The sequence below is a fragment of the Ferruginibacter sp. HRS2-29 genome (genome assembly GCF_024343615.1).
GTDB lineage: Bacteria > Bacteroidota > Bacteroidia > Chitinophagales > Chitinophagaceae > Ferruginibacter.
In genome coordinates, this window is the sequence record NZ_RJUB01000125.1 from 111,656 (window position 1) to 132,559 (window position 20,904).

Sequence of the window (20,904 nt, forward strand, 5' to 3'; positions counted from 1 at the left end):
AACTAATACGGCCTCCCCGACCAGATTTTGCTCTTAAAAAATGCAGGCCAGGATGGAAGCATCTCTTAAAGTATAATGAATGAAGATAAAAAGGGATAAGTAAGCAATGCATGGTGCTGTTAAAAGTTTCCACTAAACACCTGAAAATTGCAGTTGCTTGTCCCGTAGGGACATTTTATCGGTAGAAAAATCAACATTAGTTTCATTCCGTGCCGTAGGTACGGTTTGTGCTTGCATCAACACAAATCGTACCTACGGTACGAATTACGATGACGACAAAAATTGTCTACCGATAAAATGTCCCTACGGGATAAAAATCTCCAACCTTTAAGTAAGTGTAGTTTGTCAGGAGACGTTGCTGGCTTCATCGCGGTGATCCATTCTCTGACCACAGCAGGTAAAATATCAGGATATAATCAACAAAAAAAGCGTGGGCATCATTAAGGTTCAACCCTTAAGAAGCCCACACTTTCTTATTCTATGTTTCTTATTTTATGTTTTTACCTGATCTTCCCTATTTCTTACTGGATGATCAGCTGAATGTCCGTCGCATGCCCTGCCGCATCCACCACCCTCAGCTGGTAGCTTCCGGCAGTAACCGTTTTGCCCAGCGTGATGTTTTTCACGAAGTTCATGGCGTTTACTGTTGCTGTGCCGCTGTATACGATCTGGCCAAGGTTGTTGGCAAGCTGCAGCTGGTAGTTTCCGGATGGCATATCGGTGAAGCGCAGGTTGACGATCTTGCCTTCAACAGGGTTTGGATAAACACTGATAGATGAAATCGTTTTAACCGGCGCTACTTTCACGATGGCGCTGTACTGTACCTGGCCGCTGACACTGGTTGCTTTGATGCGGTAGAAATTATCTTTCGACAGCGGGCTGAGATCATCCTTTGCATAGTTCCTGCTATTGGTAGAAGCTGCTGTAAGTATTCCTGTGAAATGGATACCATCCGCACTGCGTTCTACTTCGTAACGATCGATGTTCAGCTCATTCTCCACGCTCCATTTCACCGCGATGCTCCTGTCGGAATTGCGTGTAGCGGAAATGCTGGTGATGGTTACCGGCAATGGGGCTGTCACTTTGCTGAAGATGATGCTGAATCGGTTAGCCGCAGCTGAAGGCGCTGCTGAAGTCACATCAAAGTTTACGATCGTGCTGCCTTCCAACGACAATGGTGTTCTTGTGCCCAGGAAGTTATCCAGCAGCCATGCGCTGCGGCCCGGCCTTGTCATGTTGGAAGCGATCACTTCCCAGCTGTACGACTGCACTTTCATCGCGGTCATTTCTACATACAAGGTATCTGCTGTTACCGGTGAAGGGCGACGGTCTACCGCGAGTGACCTGCCGGCTGTTTTGAAGCCTGCATTTTCACCGGAGTTGATCAGTTTAAGTCCGTCGAAACGATCCACCGCCGTTATATACTGATCATCAAATATCGCGATAGCGCCATCCAGCAATGTTTTGGTGGCAGTGGCCGCACCGATCGAAAGATTGATGCGCATGGTTTCATTCGCGCCGTTTCCACCACGTGTCACTACCCTGTTGGCATTCGCTTTAGCCGCTTCAGTGAAAGTTACTGAAGAAGGACCCTGGCCATTTGATTTCACAAAGAAAGCCTGGCCGGATTGAATGGTATTTACGATACCCGGATACATAGGCGATGGTGGTACCGCTTCGTAATCAGATCCGATCTTAGTAAGCGTCACATAACGCCCGAATCCGAAACCTGCCCCCAGGGAAGGGTCCCATACATATACTTCGTCGGTGAGATTGGAGCCCGGCAGTATCAGCTGGCGCAGATCGATCTCAGAAGGATAAGGGTTACCTACCACATCGTATTTATTTGCCTGGATCGTGATGGCCGGTTGTGTGCCGGTAAACAGGCTACCGGTTGTACGAAGCACTGTTGGTTTAGCCTGCGTTGGTGTGCTGCTCCTGTCGCCGAGAACGAATGTCATCCATCCGCGGTTAGTGGCTATCGGGGTTGTGGTAGGGTTAGTACCGAGCGACCACTGGTCGATATTCGGATAATATACTTTGATATAAGTACCCGCAGAGTTGTTATCATAACCACCCTGTGCACCTGGGCCGTTGAGCAATGTACCGTAACCTGGCAAACCGTTTACGTTAGCGCCCTGCCCTTCCTGCCATGCATTGTTCACCGTTTGTGCGCTGTTGGTGGGTACTGACAGCAACTGCCAGGTACGTCCGTGTGCAAGCGGGTTGCCCACTGTAGCTGTTCCGGTGTTGATGAAACGTTCTACTGTGAATTTGGTACCGGTGATGGCATTGTTACCGATGTCGGGAACATTCGCTGTCCTGGTGAGTGATGACAACAACACTACGTTGCTGGTGCCTGCGGCGAAAGTTCTGCCACCTGCCGGTGAACCGAAATCAAGTGTCGCGCTGATCTTGAGTGTATCGCTGCCGGTCACATTTACATTATTATCGATGGTGAGGTCGCGTATTTGTTTTGCAACAAACATGCTGCCTGCTACAGTTTGTGTGGTACTTCCTTTAAAAGTAACATGGCCATCGATAGCATTGATCCCATTGGTACTGATGATGCTGCCATATACATCGAGGGTGGTATTATTGAGGGTGATGGTTGCACCCGCAGCTGTGGTGATATTGTGGGCAGAAGCCGGGCCGGAAATAACCGGGTAAAATAATCCGGGCATCATTACCGGGATGTTTACGGATGTTGCATTGGTTGGTATCATTCCGCCGCACCAGTTATTGGCATCATGCCAGTTGCTCGTGATACCCAGCCATGTTCCTGCGGGGTTTACGGTAATGGTCACTGAACCGGTAACAGTTTGTGTACAGGCCGGTGTAGCAGTGTAACCAACATTTACAAGATGGTACGTGGTGGTGCCTGCCAATGGACCAGTTACCAATGTGGCAGTTCCTGTACCATTCACCGCGATCGTCAATACAGGGCCGGCACCATTTACCTGGTAGCCAACGGTTGTGTTAGGAGTTGCAGTGATAGTGATATTGGCTGAAGAACCTGCACAGATGGTGGTTGCACCAGCTATGCCTGCTGTAGCAGCAGCATTCACCGTGACGGTTGTGCTGGCTCCCGTTGTGTTTCCGGTGCTGCACGGAGCCGTACCAGCTTCTGCACGTACATAATAAGTAGTGTTACCAGATGGTGAAACTGTAAGTGAGGCATCAGGAGCAACGCTTGATCCTGCCAGTGTGTTGAATCCCGGATCTGTATACCAGCGCCATGTAGCGCCTGTACCCAGTGTACCGCCAGTCTGCGTCAATATGGATGAACTACCGGCACAGATGGTGGTTGGTGTAGCCACCGCGCCTGTTGGGGCAATGGAGGGAATATTTACGGTCACGGTCACACTTGCCGCAGCTGTATTGGCAGCACAAGGGGCAGTGCCACCTTCTGCGCGCACATAATAAGTGGTGGTACCGGATGGAGTTACTGTAAGTGATGCATCAGGAGCAGAGCTGGTTCCCACAGGAGTGGTAAAACCAGGTCCGGCATACCAATGCCAGGTAGCCCCGGTACCGAGCGAGCCGGCGCCTGTTTTGGTAAGTGTTGTGGACTGGCCAAGACAAATGGTCTGTGGTGAAGCCGCGGCACCCGCCGGTGCAACAGATGGCTGGTTCACTGTAACAGTTACCTGTGCGGTGGAAGTACAACCCTGTCCATTTGATTGTGTAACGGTATAAGTTGTGGTTGCCGTAGGCGCAATGGTGATATTGGCGTTTGCCGCAGAAGATGCTGCATGACCGGCGTTGAGGCCTGATGTAGCACCCGCAGGTGAAGCTGTCCAGGCGTATGCCAGGGGAGCCACCACGCCGGTAAGATTTACGTTATCAAGCGCCAGGTGGCTGTAGCCAACCAGGAAGCTGGAAGCAGTATAGTTAAACCTCACTTTGAGGTCGGTAACATTGATAGCGGTTGTAAGGTCCACCGTTGCGTTAGCAAAACCTGAATTGGTTCCCAGTGTCTGAACGGTAGTCCATGCACCGCCATTCCTGGAGATCTCCACCGTAGCCGATGAGCCGGTGATGCCACCGTTATCATACGAGTACTGGAAGGCCAGTGAAAGAGACGAATATCCATTTGTATTAATAGAAGCTGATGTCAGCTGGCTGCTGGTTCCTCCGGAGAAGACCACGGCTTCATCAGCGATGATGTATTTGCTGTTATCAGGGCTTGAGAGCGCACCATCCAGTGGTGGTGTGTAAGGGCTGTTCCTCACAGTAAAGATGCTGCCAAAATTAAAACCTGTAACAGACCCGGTTGGTATAAAGGAAAGCACTCCATTAAAATTATCGCTGATCAGTGTAGCAGATGGAGGCGCTGGTGCCACTACTACCAGGTTGGTAGTGCCGCCCGCACAGATGGTTGCAGGTGTAGCCGTCAGCGAAGTAATTGTTGGCGCGGGGCTGACATAAATAGTCCTGGTTGCACTTACAGTCGAGCAAGGGCCGCTTCCATCAGGATCTGTTGCAGTCAATGATAATACTACCAGGCCGGTATAGTTTGCAGCCGGGGTATAAGTTACCGTGGCCGGGGTTGTAGTGGCCGAAGTATTGCTGAGTGTACCACCACCTGAAATGATCGCCCAGGTAGCCGATGTAGCTGCCCCTCCAAATGATGCCCCTGTAAGTGTGATCGCCGCCGGGGTGGCCGATTGACAAACTGTGTTCTGCGGGCCAGGGTTTACTGTTGCTGCCTGGTTAACCACGATCGTTCTCGTTGCAGTAGCTACCGCACATGAACTGTTTGACTCTGTTGTCAGGGTTAATGTGATGGTACCTGTATAATTGGATGGAGGTAAGTATGTTTCTGTATTGGGTGTTGTTGAATACGCTGATGGGTTACCATTGTTACTGAATGTACCAACAGGGGCAGACCATCTTGCGCGGGTAGCGCCACCACCTACTGTAGCACCCGAAAGTGTTATAGGGGTGAATGAGCCAGCCTGGCAAACCACATCGGGTCCACCGGCTGAAACGGTATGAGCTGCATCAACGATCACCAGTTTATCATCCGAGACAGGTCCGCAGGCAGTCCCCGGATTATTGGTAGTCAGCCTTAAAGTAACCGTACCGGTAAAACCTGCTGCCGGGGTGTAGGTAGTTGTAGCTATACCGGCATTTGCCTGGAATGTTGTATTGCTGAGTGTACCACCGCCTGATACTATTGACCATTGGCCGGTGGTAGCCGATCCGCCCACACTTGACCCGCTGAGTGTGATAGCACCGGGGGTTGAAGACTGGCAGACATTCGTATTAGCTCCGGCAGCCGCGGTTGCAGCCTGGTTGACTGTCACCACCACCGGTTTGATGTCGAAACATCCCGCGGCTGTGGTTCCTTTGATATAATAAGTACCATTTGTTGCGGCAGTGGGAGTACCATAAGCGGTAGTCGCGGCAGCATTGGTCCAGTATGTATAAGTAAGCCCTGCTGTTGAACCTGCTGTTACTGCCGCAAGGGTCAGGTTGACTGTTGCAGGAGAACAAACCGCAGGTGGATTGGTAATTACTACAGAAGGGTTTGGATTAACCGTAACGGTTACCAGTTGCCTTGCTGCGCTTCCGCAACCTGTTGCGTAAGCAGCTTCTGCATAAAAATTATAAGTACCGGGTGTAGCAGTATTGGGCAATACGCTTGTACCAACCGGGTTGAAAGTATTTCCTGTACCAAGTAAAGTGCCATTCGTTGCTGCATCATACCACCTTACGGTAGTAGCGGGCAATGTATAATTGATGGTCAGTGTTGCTGAACTTGGTGTATTGAAATTCGCATCCGCACCAGCCCTGTCATTGATATTATCCCAGTACAAAAGGTTTACAGTACCACCGGCAGGATTGATAGATGCCAGTGACACTGCACGTGTATAATCGAAAGTACCGGCCGAGTTCGGTGCGCCTGTTCCTGTAGCCGCCGAATTGTTTACTGCGCCACTAAAGCCCAGGCGGATATCGGATCTCCATGAACCACTCAGTGCGGTAAGGTTATCATAATCCAGTGTAGCCAATGTCATCGTTGCACCCGTTGGCAAAGCAGGCATAGTTGCAGTAGCAACTACATTGCCCGGAGCCGAATTTGTTTCTGCAGGCTGTGAAGCCGCGTTGAAAGTAACTACCAGTGACCCGGTTGAAGGGCTGCTCACACTGATATTACCTGAGCCATTGGGGCAGATGCTCAGGTTGACCGGTGTGGTAGGATTGTTTGGCAAAGGATTCACCGTGATCGTTCCCGTTGCTGTAGCAGCATTACAGGTACCCGATGTGGTAACCGTGAATGGATATGCTCCTGCAGCCACATTGGTAGAACCACTGATGGTGAACACACCTGCTGAATATGATCCTGTAATTCCCGTTGGCAATCCGGTAGCACTCGCATTGACAGCACTTCCACCTACATTATAAGTGATGTTGACCAGTGGTGCATTCTGACAAACCGATTGTGTGCTGTTTCCGGAAGTCAGGGAAATAGTTTGTGCGTTTACCGTAATGTTCACCACAGTTCCTGAAGACACACCGCAGCTATTGGTAGCCGTGATGGTGTAATTGGCCGCAGCGCTCGCCGCAGTTGGTGTGCCCGATATGGTCCCGTTGGCGGTATTGAAGCTGAGGCCGGCAGGCAATGCAGGACTGATAGCATAAGAAGTGGACGCGCCCCCTGAATTGGTAGCGGTATTATTAGCGATGGTTACATTTAAACAATACACCGCAGTTGGCGCGCTGTAGGTCAATGAAGCTACAGTGGTAACAGTGATGTTCACCGCCCTCGTCGTAAATCCACAACTATTGGTAGCGGTAACTGTGTAATTCGCGGCAGCAGACAGTACAGTCGGCGTTCCTGAAATAACACCGGTATTTACATCGAGGCTTAATCCTGCAGGCAGGGCCGGACTGACACTGTAACTTGTTGGTGCGCCACCGGTGCTGGATGGTGTGTTATTGGTAATGAGTGTATTCTGACAATATACAGCGGTGTTGCCGCTATAGTTCAATGCAGTGGGTGCCGCAGGAGAGATAGTGATATTCACTACTGCCTGCTGGCTTCCGCAGGTATTGCTGCCTGTGATGGTATAATTGGCTGCAGCAGTTGCAGCAGTGGGCGTGCCGCTGATAGCACCTGTTGTAGCATTGATGCTTAATCCCGCAGGCAATGCCGGCGATACACTATAGTTTGTTGGTGCACCACCGGTAAATGAAACATTGTTTGCGGTGATAGCAACATTCGGACAATAGACAGCTGTAGTGGTTGCATAGCTGATAGAAAGTGGCGGCGTGGTTACAGTAATGTTGATCACCCTTGGAGCAGAACCGCAACTGTTTGAGGCAGTCACCGTATAATTTGTTGCCGGAGATGCGCCTAATGGTGTACCGGAGATCACCCCGGTTGATGGATCAAGGCTAAGACCTGATGGCAATGCGGGAGTAACAGAATAGCCAGTTGCAGCACCACCTGAATTCGATGGCGTATTATTGGTAATAGCTGTACCTACACAATAGCTGGGAGTGAGTTCGGCATAACTTAAACCCGTTGGCGCTGCCGGTAAAATGGTAATATTTACATTTACCGGAAAGCTTCCACAAGCATTGGTGGCTGTAACGGTATAGTCTGCTGCCGGGGTTGTTGTTGTAGGGTTTCCGCTGATAACACCGGTGCTGGTATTTAAAGTTAACCCGTTTGGTAAAGCCGGGGATACGCTGTAGCTGGCAGGAGTACCTCCTCCAACGATGGGGTTGTTAGCAGTGATGGCTGCCCCGGGGCAATATACCGCAGGATTTGAAGCGTATGTCAATGAAGTGATCGAAGTTGCAAGACTGACCGTTACGTCGAGCCTTGTAGCACTTTCGCAACCACTGCCGTTTGTTTGTGTTGCAAAATAATGCGCACCATCTACCAATGGTGTGGAAGTTGCCAAAGCAGTACCTCCCGACGCTGCAGCGTACCATTTTATAGTAGTTCCCGTAGCCACCAGATTGGCAACTGTGGGAGCTGACGCCCCGCAAAATGATTGCACAGTATTGCCTCCCGGTGTGGCCGGTGCGGCAATGATCGTCTGAGCCGGAGAAGTGAATTTGACATTTCCCGGGCCAACACCGCCTGCATTATCACCGAACCATGAAACACCTTCGTACACTACATCGAAGATGAGGTTATTAGATCCGGCAGCAAGTGTTGTTGTATATCCTGCACCGGCATTATTAGAAGCGGTGATCGGTAAAGTAATCGTTGCGGATGCGCCGGGAGCGAGATTTCCAGCGCCTACCCGAACATGATAATCTGTCCAGTTAGCTCCATTCGTATTCCATTTCACACCTACCCTTATATTAGGATAGCCACCTGTTCCGTCTGTCCAGGTTGCTGTACCTGTGTTGGTGATCAGTACGGACACGTTCCTGGTTTCACCTGCACACCAATTGGCGGAACCTCCGCCATTAAATGAGCTGATCGTTGCCTTATATGTCAACGCTGCATAAGTTATTTTCACCTGGCCATTGCCACCATTGCCGCCGCGATAATCTGTAGCATCATTAGCATTCCTGCCTCCGCTTCCACCAGCACCAGGTGCACTACCATTATTACCGTTCCCATCATTTGCTGAACCACGGCCGGTTGCCCCTGCAATTCCTGGATCAGCTGGTGTACCGGCAGCCCCGGCCGTACCTCCGGTTACAACCCCGCCATTTCCCCCGTTTCCACCGGCGCCTGCACTACCGCCCCCGCCTCCGCTGGATGCCGAACTTGCATTTGTAGCCGTTCCGCCATTACCCCCATAAAAAGTTATTTGAGAAGTGCCTGTAACAATATTGCCTGTGTTGGCAGTGTTACCACCAGCACCGAAACTGGCGCCTACAGCGCCACCTCCACCACCGATTGCACTATATAATGTAGCACCGCCCCCGCTCACACTGAAAGAAGAAGCTCCACCAGCGGTTCCGGTCGCATTAAGCGCTCCTGTACCGCCAGTACCAACAACCACAGTGTAAGTTGCACCGGGAATAACAGCCATAGTACCTCTTACAAAAGAGCCCCCTTCGCCACCGCCACCGGCACGTGTAAGACCATTAACGCCGCCGCCGGCACCACCGGCACCCCATGCAGAAACATTAATGGAAAAAACTCCCACCGGCACTGTAAAAGTGTATGTACCGGGTGTGGCAAAGGTTTGAGTCTGGGCAAAAAGCGCAGAGCATGGCAACAATAAAAGACCTAGTACGAACAACAGGCTTTGTATGTTTCTAAAAACGGAGAAGTAAACTTTCTTCATAAAAAATCAATTATACTGTGACGAATAAGCAAATGATTTTTTACAAAGGATGGGAGGATCGAATATGGTTAGCCCTGGGGCAATGCATGCTACATACGATGAAACTTGATTTCAGGTTTAACAACGGAGAATCTCTTTTTGAAGAGACAAATTGGAAATAAATGGTAAGCGGAATGAGACGGTTAGGGACGTTTCAAACTGTAGGTAATTATAAGAGACTGAATTTGGGGGGGCGTTTCGGAGGATAGGTAGGTTAGGCAGCACCGGGAATTCCCAATCGTTTAGTAAAAATACCCCTAATAAAAGAAAATCAAAATATTTAAGCGTTTTTTTGCGTTTTTGTGGATAACATGTCTCTGTGGAATGCGCTTTGGGAAAGGGTTTGCGTGCTATCCTGTTGATTTTGACGGGTTTCGAAGCTAAAGGGATAAGAATTAAAATTCAGTAATTACCGGAACCTGAAAGATGAACTTTCCGGTGATAAGAACAGTATTTCAGTTAGCCCAACGAAGAGATTACTGTATGTGAATGACTGTTCTGAACGACTATAGCTTCTTTATGAAACGTGCGGGGTTCCCTGCATAGATGCCCGCCACAGAAATATCTTTTGTCACCACTGCCCCCGCCCCTATCACGGTGTTATCACATATAGTCACGGGCAGTATCGTGGCATTTGAACCAATAGAAACATGGTTACCTATAATCGTCTTTTCCCATTTCGACTGATCGCCGCCCGCCGGGCCGCCGGTAGAAAAAACATCATTGATAAACATCACCCCATGACCGATAAAACAATCGTCGCCAATGGTTACCAGGCTGCAGATAAAGCTATGCGATTGTACCCGGCAATTGTACCCTATCACCACGCCGGATTGTATCTCGCAAAACGGCCCCACAAAACTGTTATCGCCAATGCTGCATCCGTACAGGTTCACCGGCTGCACCACCGTTACGTTCTCTCCAAAAACAACGTCTTCACGGATGGTGCTTTCTAAAATCCTCGGGGGACGCGTTGTGGCCATTGTTGAATTGATTTATTGTTGATTGTTGTATTGTTCTGTAATAATAGTTTCCATAACTCCGAGGACCAGACGGTGGTTATCAACCTACTGCGGCCTGTCGTCTGTCGTCTGTGGTCGGTGGTCCGTCGTCTATGGCCTGCTGTCTGTCGTCTGTGGTCAGCCTTCTATCGCCACCGCATAAATCCTCTCTATCAACTCCACCGTTTTCAATCCTTCCAATCCCGTAGTAGCTATGGCCGCCCCTTCTGTCAATACGGCTTGCAGGTTCTGATACACTTTATCATGGTTGCTCATCGAGCCGGTATATTTTCCATATTGATTGGGAGGATTACCGGCAGGAAGATCTTTAATTTCGTAATCCCGGATGTTCTGATATTCCAGTTCATTCAGGTATTGCCCGCCTATTTTCACCGTACCATGCTCTCCAAAGATAGTCAGTGAGCCTTCCATATTTTTTTCAAAACTATTGACCGAATAATTGATCGTGCCGAGGGCACCGCTGGTAAATTTTAACGTGAGGGCGCCGGTGTCTTCAAATTCAATGACACCCTGGTGATGAAAATTTCCGGTGAAACCGTTTATTTTTTCCACATCTCCAAACATCCAGTACAGGAGGTCGATGAAATGACTGAACTGCGTGAACAATGTTCCACCATCCAGTTCCCTGGTTCCCTTCCAGGAATTAATATAATATTCATCTTCCCTATTCCAGAAACAATTCAGTTGCACGCTGTATATTTCCCCCAGCCTTCCTTCGTCCAGTATTTTCTTTACAGCTGCCACCGGCGGATTGAATCGGTTCTGCATCACCATCATCAGTTTTTTTCCGGCCATTTCTGCTGCCGTGATCATCTGCACGCAATCCGCAGCTTTTATCGCCATCGGTTTTTCACACAATACATGAAAACCCGATCGCAATGCATCGATGCTATGCGCAGCATGCAGGCCATTGGGGGTACATACCGATACTGTATCCATTTCTATATGCTGCCCCAACATTTCCGCGTGATGGGTATACCATGCCGCACCATATTTCTCTGCCAGGCTTCTTGCTTTATGCTCATCGATGTCGCATATGGCTACCAGTTTTCCAATACGGCTGATATGTTCCGCATGGCGCTGTGCTATCCTTCCGCAACCGATTATCCCAAATTTTAATTCACTCATATTTCATTAAAGTTAAGCACGAATGCGATAAGGGAAAAATGAATCGCAGATTAAAAAGGAGAAAGGGGATCACAGATTTCAAAGGGATGAAGGGGATTGCACAGATTACTTTTAACTTCGTAAAAAATAAAAATGCAGTTTGTAAGATGTTGAATTAAATTATGAACTGCATTTTCATTTTGCACCAGCAAAAACAATCCGCGTAATTCCCTTCATCTTTTTTTTAATCTGTGGTTCCCTTCCCTCGCATTTCACAACATTCCAAAATAAAAAACAACCTACCCTGAAAAAATCTGCGAAATCTATTTAATCCCCCATCAACTACGCAGCCCGCGCCACGGGCTCGGGCCTAAAACGAAAAAAATCTGTGAAATCCCTTTAATCCCTCATCCCGACAACGTCGGGATATCTGCGATTAAAAAGAGGCACCCCAATGGGTGCCTCAATGATTCATGCATATTCTAGGGGACTAATAGGGCTTATTGAACCAGCAACTGTATTGAGCTTGCTGTGCCATCTTCTGCAACCACTTTCAGGGTGTACCTGCCGGTGGCTTTGATGGTCTGCAGTTTTACCTGCTTGCGATCGTTGTTACCTGTTACTTTTACAGAACCGCTGTACATCACCTGGCCAAGATCGTTGATCAACTGAAGCTGATAGGTTCCGGATGCCTGGTTAACAAACGACAGGTTCATTGTTTTGTCTTCTACCGGGTTAGGGTAAACGCTGATCGATGCAGGTATTGTTACTGCTATCGGCGCAACTTTTACGATGGCACTGTATTGTACCTGGCCGTTGCTGCTGGTAGCTTTGATGCGGTAGTAGTTATCCTGCGCCAATGGGCTGAGATCGTTCTTACCATAATTGCGGCTGTTGGTTACATCTGCGGTAATGATACCAGTGAAGTTCACACCATCAGCGCTGCGTTCAACGGTATATTTATCGAGATTGATCTCATTTTCTACAGACCATTTCACTGCGATGCTCCTGTCAGTATTGCGGGTAGCAGAGATGCCTGTGAAGGTTACCGGCAGCGGACCGGCGATCTTGCTGAATACGATACTGAACCTGTTGGCTGCTGATGATGCCGCATTTGAAGTGATATCGAAGTTTACGTTGGTGATCCCATCGAGTGACAATGGTGTCCTTGTTCCAAGGAAATTATCGAGCAACCATGCGTTGCGACCCGGTTTGTTCATGTTGGCAGTGGTTATTGCCCAGCTGTAAGACTGCACTTTCATACCGGTCATTTCTACAAACAACGTATCTGCATTTACCGGTGACGGGCGGCGGTCTACAGAAAGATATTTACCTCCTGTTTTGAAACCTGCATTTTCACCTGAGTTGAGCAGTTTGGCACCATCTGTTTCATCAGCATTTATGCTGTATTCATTTTTAAAGAAAGCGATTGCACCATCCAGCAAAGTGGTTGTTCCACCTTGTGCGATAGCCAGGTCGATCCTTAATTTTTCTGCGGTAGAAGTTCCTCCCCTTGTTACCACCTGGCTGCCATTTGATTTAACATCTTCGGTAAATGTTACTGACGATGGCACAAGTCCATTTGATTTTACAAAGAAGGCTTGTCCTGACTGAATCATATTAGAGATTTCAGGATAGTTAGCTGAAGCCGGGATGGTGTAATAATCACCATCTTCAAAAGTCAGCGTCCTGTAGCGGCCAAAGCCGAAACCTGCGCCCAGTGACGGATCCCATACGTACACCTGTTGTGTAAGGTTGTTGGATGGTTTGATCAGTTCACGCAGATCGATCTCCGATGCATACGGGTTACCGATCACTTCATACCTGCCGGCGGTAACGGTGAGGGTTGGTTGCGTTCCGGTAAACAATGCACCTGTTGTGCGCAATACTGTAGGCTTGCTGTTGGTAGCATTGCTGCTGCGGTCGCCCATTACAAAGGTCATCCAGCCCCTCTTCGTAGCAATCGGTGCATTGGTACCGTTGCCCAGTGTCCACTGGTCAGCGCCAGGAATATAAGATTTGATATAAGTACCGGCTGAGTTGTTATCGTAACCTCCCTGTGCCAGCGGGCCGTTCAGCAATGTACCATACCCTTTCAGGTTATCGGCGTTGGTTGCCTGTCCTTCCTGCCATGCATTGTGGATGGTTTGTGTAGTGTTTGTAGGAACAGACAGCAACTGCCATGCACGGCCATGGGCCAATGGGTTACCTGCTGTTGCCACACCGGTATTTACATAACGTTCTACAGTGAATTTAGAACCGGTGATGCTATTGTTGCCGATGTTTGGCACATTCGCTGTATTGGTTCTTGAAGAAAGTAACACCACGTTGTTGGTACCTGCGGCGAATGTTTTACCGCTTGCATTACCAAAACCAAGTGTACCACTGATCTTCAATGTATCAACCGATGATGGTGTGAGTGACACGTTATTTTCAATGGTAAGATTCTTTACTGTTTTATCTTTCAGGTTAGCTCCCGCGATGGTTTGAGTAGAAGTACCGTTCAGGACGATCGTGCCATCTTTGGCGTCGATGCCACCGATACTTGTGATAGTACCTGATACCCTTAATGTACCTCCGTGGATGGTCAATGAAGCGCCTGTCTTTACGTCGATGTTCACCACATCGGTTGTACCGGATGTGATAGCAGGATAGATACCTGAATTTACTACCGGGATGATCACTGAAGGACATGTAGCTGAAGGAATTGTTTCATCGCTCCAGTTGGAAGTATTGGTCCACTCAGCATCAGTATTTCCTGTCCACATGTTTTTGATACCCACTTTAATGATGGATGAAGTATCGGCTACACAAGAAGCATTCTTAACGATCACCCTGTAAAAAGTTGCCTGGGTAAGCGCAGGATAATTGAAGGTTGTGGTGCTACCGCTTTCATTTGTCCAGTTTAAACCGTCAACAGATGACTGCCATTTTTGTACAGTACCAACGCTTGAAGTGGTGGATATGGAACCTGCAGTATTATAACATGCTGAAGCAATAGCCGGAACAACTCCCGCGTCTGAAGCCTGGTTGATCACGATCGTTCCGCTTTTTACTTTAGGATTACATCCTGTAGAAGTAAGTGTATAGTTGAACGTTCCACCTGCAGTTGGCGTACCGCTTAATTTGTATGTGCGGCCATTCCAGAAGGCGGTTACGCCCGGAGGCAATGTACCTGTCAATACCGGTGAGTTACCATCGCCACCCACTTCATAGGTGATATCTGCTATCGGCGTGCCTACGCAAAGCCCTGATTGATTATCCGAACCTGTTGCGCTGCTGAGGTTAAGGAAAGTGGATAATGTACCGAATGATATATCATCAATTCCGAAATCATTTCCTGTACCGTTAACGGTCCTCAGATCCACGATAGCTACTTCCACGCTGGTATTGCTGCCGGAGTTCCAGGTACCGGAGAAACGTACCCATGTACCCGGGTTATTATTCGGATCCTTGGCACCCGGCTGACCTATGCTTGGCAGCAGTGTTCCATTGATCTGGAACTGAAGACGTGCATAGTTACCATTGTCGTTCAGGCTCACACCATAAGCAGAGAAATAATAATCTGTATTTGGAATTACAGTAACGGTTTGTTTCCACACTTTTGTATTGGCCGTACCATTGGCAATCAGGAAATTTCCTTCGCCGGTGGCGGTAGTGTGATCAGGTCCCCAGAAGTTGCTGTTTAAAAAGTTGGGATCATTGTGCACTGAATACTGACCGGCAGCAGTGATACTGTTTGCGGTAGCATTGCTCCTGTAAGTGTAATCTGAAGTGAAAGAAGTGTTTCCGCTTTCAAAGTCACCGTTTACGATCAGTTCCTGTGCGATGCTCATCACACCTGTACCAGGGCATCCGTTTGCTGTTGATTGTGCAGAAACGTAATAAGTTCCGGCTGTTACAACATCGATATAGCTGCTGGTAGTGCTGTTTGTTCCTGTCAATCCACCGCTCCAAGTCCAGCTATTTGCCGGAACCGGTACGGTTGAAGTTGCGGTGATCCTCACTTTACCAGGTACGCTGCAATAATCCGCACTAACATTGATGGTGGGTGATGCTGACACGTTGAGCGTGCTGGTAGCGGTGGTCTGGCAACCGCTGCCATTTTTCAAAGTAGCGGTGTAAACAACTGTACCTGCAGCAGATGGTTTTGCATACACGGTTGATGCATTGGCACCTGCTACATAAGCGATCGTTGCACCAGGGTTGGTATAGAGATCAGTAGCCGGGCTCCAGGTAACTGTTACCGGGTTGTTGATATAAGTATAGTTGATGGTGATCGACCAGTTCTTTAAGGTTCCTCCGTAAAAGAGATCCTTATCACGGGCACTGAGTGTCCAGTTACCGTTGGCGGTGCTGGATGAAGCGCCATACAGGTCACCAAATGTTGTTGCATTGGAAATATTGCTGGTAACGATCGTTGCACCTGCTACGCTGTTGGCTGCCTGTGGAGCATACGTTCCGGTAAAAGGCGCAGCAGCTGTTGTGATGGAAGTAGCTGCGATACTTGATATGTTGGTATTGGTGAAATTATTTCCACCGCCACCGATCCTGTTGGCCAGGTTCAGTACTTTACCGTTCGGGCCTTTCAGGTTCAATACCATATCGCCAACATAACTATGGGTTGCTGAAAAATTTACAACAATGCTCGTGATCGTTGCGCCCGCAGGAACACCTGTTACACGCAAGGTACTGGATGTTCCAAGTTCATCATTATCGGGAATGGTATAGTTGATCGTTCCTGAAGCCTCAGAAGTGTTGCTGCTGCTGGTTCCGGGAGGAGCATAAGAAGCTTCCAGTGATTGTATGGTATTCTGACATAAGGTTTTTGTAACCGGGGTTACGCTGATGGCAGATGGCAAGGCATTTACTGTTACCACAGCAGATCCGTTCATCAGGGCTTCGCAGTTTGGCGAAGCTGCTGTAATGGCTTTGATGGTATATGTACCGGCTACCGTCTGGTTGCCGAAGCTGATATCAGTTCCTGTTCCAGGAAGGGTGGCAATTACAGATGCGCTCCTGATCAGCTGGTAATTAACACCAGTCTGTGATCCGGAAAGGCCTATCTCAACACCTGTTCCCCCGCTGCAATAGCTTCCGCCACCAAACACATCAAATACTACCGGGGACGAATTCACTTTAAATGCCGTTGGATTGGTATAATTATATACAGAACATCCTCCTGCCGCAGCTACGGTATAAGTGATGCTGTAGGTACCAGGTGTGCTGGCACCAAGATCGATAACGCCTGTAGCTGTATTTATGCTCAGCCCTGCAGGTGATGCGCTGAAAGTACCCGTCTGAGGGGCGCCGGTGATGGTTGGTGTAGCTGTACCCACTCCGCAATAAGAATAGGAAGGGAAAGTGAATGTTGTTGTTGGAACGGGCGTAACAGCGATCACTGCCTGCCCGGTCATGGTAGTTGAACAAGTGCCGATCGTTCCGCGGATAGTGTAAGTTCCGGCCACCGTCTGGTTGCCGAAGCTGATTGCACTGCCTGTTCCGGCCACTGTTGAACCTACCGGTGTTGCCCCCCTGTAAAGCTGGTATACAACACCTGTCTGCGAACCTGGAAGGGTGATCTGAACACCACTTCCACCGGCGCAATAGGAGCTGTTGCCGTTAGGTGAAACAGTAAACAGATTCGCACCTGAGGTAGTCTGAATATTTACTGTACCGGTGGTGAAACCGCATGAATTGGAGGCAGTGATGGTATAATTGGTTGCAGCAGATACCGCAGCAGGGGTACCGCTGATGATCCCTGTAACAACATCTATGCTTAAGCCCGCAGGAAGCGCCGGGGTAATGTTGTAGCTGGTTGGCTGGCCGCCTGTATAGGCCGGGCTGTTTGAAGCGATCGGCGTATTGGTGCAATAGATCGGCGATGCCGTGCTGTAAGTGATCGAGGTAGGTGCCGGTGCCACTACGATCGCTCCGCCTAATGTAGCATTAACGCATGGGCTTACTGCGCCGGTAGTAGTAACCGTGTAGTTGAATGTACCACTTTGTACAGCCGACCCTGAAATGGTGAACTGCTTGTTAACGGCATTGTAAGCACCGGTTATCCCGTTGGGCGCACCGGAAAGTACAGCGCCGGTTGCACCACCACCTACGGTATAAACTATATTTCCGAAGGTACCGTTGATACAAGGGTTTTGAGAAGTGTTTCCTGAAGTATAAGTAATGGTTGGTGCATTGTTTACCGTTACGGTTAATCCTGTCGTGTTACATGCTGAATTAACGGTACAACCTTCTTCGGCCCTTACATAATAAGTAGCTGTACCGGTTGGAGTGAAAGTAAACGTGGCATCCGCTGCTGTAGAAACGCCTACTGCTGTGCCGCCGCAGCTTCCGCTGTACCAATGCCATTTATATCCGTTGGCAAGTGTTCCGCCCGTTTGTTTCAGTGTTACCTGCGTACCCGAACAAACGGTGGTTGCTGATGCGGTAACCAATGTTGGAGCCACGGAAGCTGTACACGAAGAAGTGATATTTAAAATATAATCCTCTATCTGGCCATAGGTAACATCGGTACATGCATCTGCTATTACCTGGTCGTAATTTTTTACGATCCTCATTTTGGTTTTGCCGAGTGTAGCCGTTGCCGGTACGGTAATATTTGTTGTGGCGCTTTTAGCATCCGTTCCATCAGAACTGTAGATGGACCCGATCTCTACCCTTTCATTCGCATCGCCAAAATCACCATCCTGGTTCCAATCGATGAAAGCGGTGTAATAATCCGTGAACCTGAACCAGAAAATGAACCAGTAGTCGCCGGTATTACCTTTTACAGTGATAGGATAAGTTGTACCCTGAGTAACATTCCCGGTAATATCGCAAAACTGTTCAAGGGCCGGAATGCCGTTACCATTGATAGTAGCTGAAGTAGCATTATTGATATTTGAAAAATTTACAAGGCTGATCGGCTGTATATCCTGGTTTACACCCGGGGCACAGTAGCCTGGCAGCCCTGTGTACGTGATCACCACTTTACCCGGAGCTCCGTCGCCACCATTCCTTGTTGCAGATGTTCTGCGGGCGCCACCGCCACCGCCGCCAAACTGCACGCCGTTGTTTCCGTTCGCGTTGGCTGTTTGCCTTCCACCACCGTTACCTCCTCCGTTTGCTGTTCCGATACCAGCAGCGGTAGTCGTAGCATTTCCACCGTTGCCGGTTGATCCCGCGCCACCGCCAGCCGCGCCGCCGTAAGCAGCCACGCCAACGATACCATCCCCACCTTTATAAAATACATCCCCCACACAACCTGTTGTACTTCCAAGGCCGGCAGCACCGCCATTCCTGTTTCCGCCGGCACCGCCGGATGCAGCTACAGTTGAAGTGCTGGAAAACCAGGAAGCGCCACCCGGGTTGGTACCCGTAATGTTTGCTCCTGTTCCTCCGGCACCAACATTCAGCGTGTAGGTTGTTCCTGCTACCACTGCAATGGTCTTGCGGGAATAAGCGCCGCCGGCACCACCTGACCCGGTGGATGTTCCGCCGTTAGTAGCCCCACCGCCGGCACCACCGCCACCCCAGCATTCCACTGTGATGGAAGTAACCCCACATGGCGCTGTCCAGGTCTGCTGACCTGTAGTTGTGTAGGTAACTGTCTGAGTTTGTGCGAAGCCCGTTGTTGCAAAAAGGATTGCAATAATCGCTAAGTAAAAAATCCTCATAATTTTAATTTTAATCCTGTTGATAAAATAAGCATGAGGTTATTGCAGAGGATGGGAGGATCGAATATGTTGTTGCACGAATGCGATGACTACAATGGAAAACTCTTGTATGGTATTTCAGCACTTACAGGTATACATGGCGTGTACCGTATGGGGGATCTGGAAAAGGTAAGCGTTAATTGAGACGGTTAGGGACGTTCAATAAAGCCGGACTGGCATCTGATAGAAATGTGGAATGAGGGGATTTTACAAAAGATGGTTGGAGGTTTGTTCCGCGTAGTTTTATCCTACCGAGCCGTAAAATTACTAGTTAAATATTAAAATCAAAACTTATCAAAAACTTTTTTAAAAATCAAATAAATGACGATAAATAAATCACTGATTATCATTTATTTAATAAACAATATGTGGATAACTTTTAACGAGTAGAAATTTTACTACAACCCGTTTTTTACAAAAAAATGGCAGCCAACCGGCTGCCATTTTTTGATTTTATTTACCTGGGTTATAGTAGTACGATCGTTTTTACAATCACTGTATTTGAACCATTTATAAGCCTTAACTGGTAAGTGCCCGGTGTGGCTTCATAAGGCAACTGGAGCGTGGAAGTGCTTTGCCCTGCCGGTACCCTGATACTGTTAAGCTGCTGCATTTTTCCGTTTGGATAGATGAGCGATGCCTTGTATTCGGATGCCACCAGGTTGTTCCATTGCAGTTGTGCTTTCTTGTTGGTAACCGGGTTAGGATAGATATTGAGGGATGCCTGTTCGGATACTGCTGCTACTTTGGCGATATTGCTATATCCTGTTTTGCCCCCGATAGAAATTGATTTGATACGATAGTAACGAACCGCTTTTCCGGCATTGATTTCTTTGTAAGAGTAACTGTGTGAAACGGTCGTGTTCAAAGGAGCTACGTAATCCAGTGATTTGAAGCTACGGCCGTCGGCAGACACTTCCACACTGTAGTTATCGATGTTGATCTCATTTTCCACTGCCCAGCTTACCTGGATATCTTCTTTATTCCTTGAAGCATTTACACCCGTAAATGTAACCGGTAAAACCAGGTTGACTGAATTTACAAAAACAGTGTATGCCAGCGGAGTCATATAATATATCCTGAACCTGCCTGCTGCTTTTGAAGCAGGGTTAGCATCCACAGTGAAATCAACATTGGTGGTTTGTGTAAAGCTCACCGGGGTGATCTTGCGCAGGTAGGCATCCCAAACACAGGCAGTCAACACTGTTTCATCAAAATAAGTGAGTTTCACCTCGAAGCGATAGTTGCGCTGCTGCATTCCCCACATATTCAAAAATGCGGTATCGGCTACAGTTACCAGTTGACGGCGTTCAACCACCAGGCTCACACCTTCCCTGATAAGGCCCCAGTTTTCGCCGGAGTTGTTCATTTTGGTACCGTCGTGCCAGTCAACACCATTGCTGTATTGATTGTCATAAATGGTCATGTTCCCATCCATGAGCACGGGTGCGCCGGTTGCAGGAATAATGTAAAAGTTGGTGGTCATTTTTTGGTAGGCATTTGCAATCGTATTCATACACAGCAGTGCAATTACGATGAGGCTGCGGATCGCAGCTTTTGCAGGGTAAAGGTTTTTCATCAGATTAAAGGTTTGTTTTTCTAGATTGTTTTTTGTTTGTTATACCAAAAGCCTTGGATAGAAGCCTTTATGTATAATATCCCATGTAAGAAACGGACGCTTAAATATTATAGTATGTAAATTTTACAGGTAATTATCCGCAAATCAGTTAAAAGATTGGTTTACAACAA

The 20,904-nt window shown here is 48.4% G+C and carries 6 protein-coding genes; 1 reads left to right on the plus strand and 5 read right to left on the minus strand.

Annotated elements, in window-relative coordinates; genetic code table 11:
- Positions 1 to 521 precede the first annotated feature (521 nt).
- From EGI32_RS13245 to EGI32_RS13265, 4 genes are all read right to left on the minus strand, one after another.
- On the minus strand, positions 522 to 9,272 hold the full coding sequence (locus EGI32_RS13245) for a putative Ig domain-containing protein (RefSeq protein WP_255155843.1): 8,751 nt from the start codon (positions 9,270 to 9,272) through the stop codon (positions 522 to 524).
- A gap of 545 nt (positions 9,273 to 9,817) precedes the next feature.
- The gene (locus EGI32_RS21200; protein WP_303626649.1) at positions 9,818 to 10,294 is read right to left on the minus strand and encodes an acyltransferase; all 477 of its coding nucleotides are present in this window, start codon (positions 10,292 to 10,294) and stop codon (positions 9,818 to 9,820) included.
- Between the two features lie 156 nt (positions 10,295 to 10,450).
- Positions 10,451 to 11,461 carry a Gfo/Idh/MocA family protein gene (locus EGI32_RS13260; RefSeq protein ID WP_255155844.1) on the minus strand — a complete coding sequence of 337 codons (1,011 nt, stop codon included), beginning with the start codon at positions 11,459 to 11,461 and terminating at the stop codon, positions 10,451 to 10,453.
- A 479-nt stretch (positions 11,462 to 11,940) separates the two neighbouring features.
- Complete coding sequence (locus EGI32_RS13265; RefSeq protein WP_255155845.1) at positions 11,941 to 19,116, minus strand: GEVED domain-containing protein; 7,176 nt, start codon at positions 19,114 to 19,116, stop codon at positions 11,941 to 11,943.
- 33 nt (positions 19,117 to 19,149) lie between these two features.
- Here EGI32_RS13265 and EGI32_RS13270 point away from each other — a divergent pair, with 33 nt between their 5' ends.
- Positions 19,150 to 19,299, plus strand: coding sequence for a hypothetical protein (locus EGI32_RS13270; protein WP_255155846.1), 150 nt, complete (start codon positions 19,150 to 19,152; stop codon positions 19,297 to 19,299).
- 322 nt (positions 19,300 to 19,621) lie between these two features.
- On the opposite strand, the gene EGI32_RS13275 is transcribed toward EGI32_RS13270, so the two are convergent.
- Complete coding sequence (locus EGI32_RS13275; protein WP_255155847.1) at positions 19,622 to 20,734, minus strand: T9SS type A sorting domain-containing protein; 1,113 nt, start codon at positions 20,732 to 20,734, stop codon at positions 19,622 to 19,624.
- Positions 20,735 to 20,904: the final 170 nt, after the last annotated feature.

Excerpts from the sequence above, each read along its gene's own strand:
- EGI32_RS13275 (WP_255155847.1), bottom strand. The coding sequence starts at position 20,734 with ATGAAAAACCTTTACCCTGCAAAAGCTGCGATCCGCAGCCTCATCGTA.
- EGI32_RS13265 (WP_255155845.1), bottom strand. The coding sequence starts at position 19,116 with ATGAGGATTTTTTACTTAGCGATTATTGCAATCCTTTTTGCAACAACG.
- EGI32_RS13260 (WP_255155844.1), bottom strand. The coding sequence starts at position 11,461 with ATGAGTGAATTAAAATTTGGGATAATCGGTTGCGGAAGGATAGCACAG.
- EGI32_RS13270 (WP_255155846.1), top strand. The coding sequence starts at position 19,150 with ATGAGGTTATTGCAGAGGATGGGAGGATCGAATATGTTGTTGCACGAA.
- EGI32_RS21200 (WP_303626649.1), bottom strand. The coding sequence starts at position 10,294 with ATGGCCACAACGCGTCCCCCGAGGATTTTAGAAAGCACCATCCGTGAA.
- EGI32_RS13245 (WP_255155843.1), bottom strand. The coding sequence starts at position 9,272 with ATGAAGAAAGTTTACTTCTCCGTTTTTAGAAACATACAAAGCCTGTTG.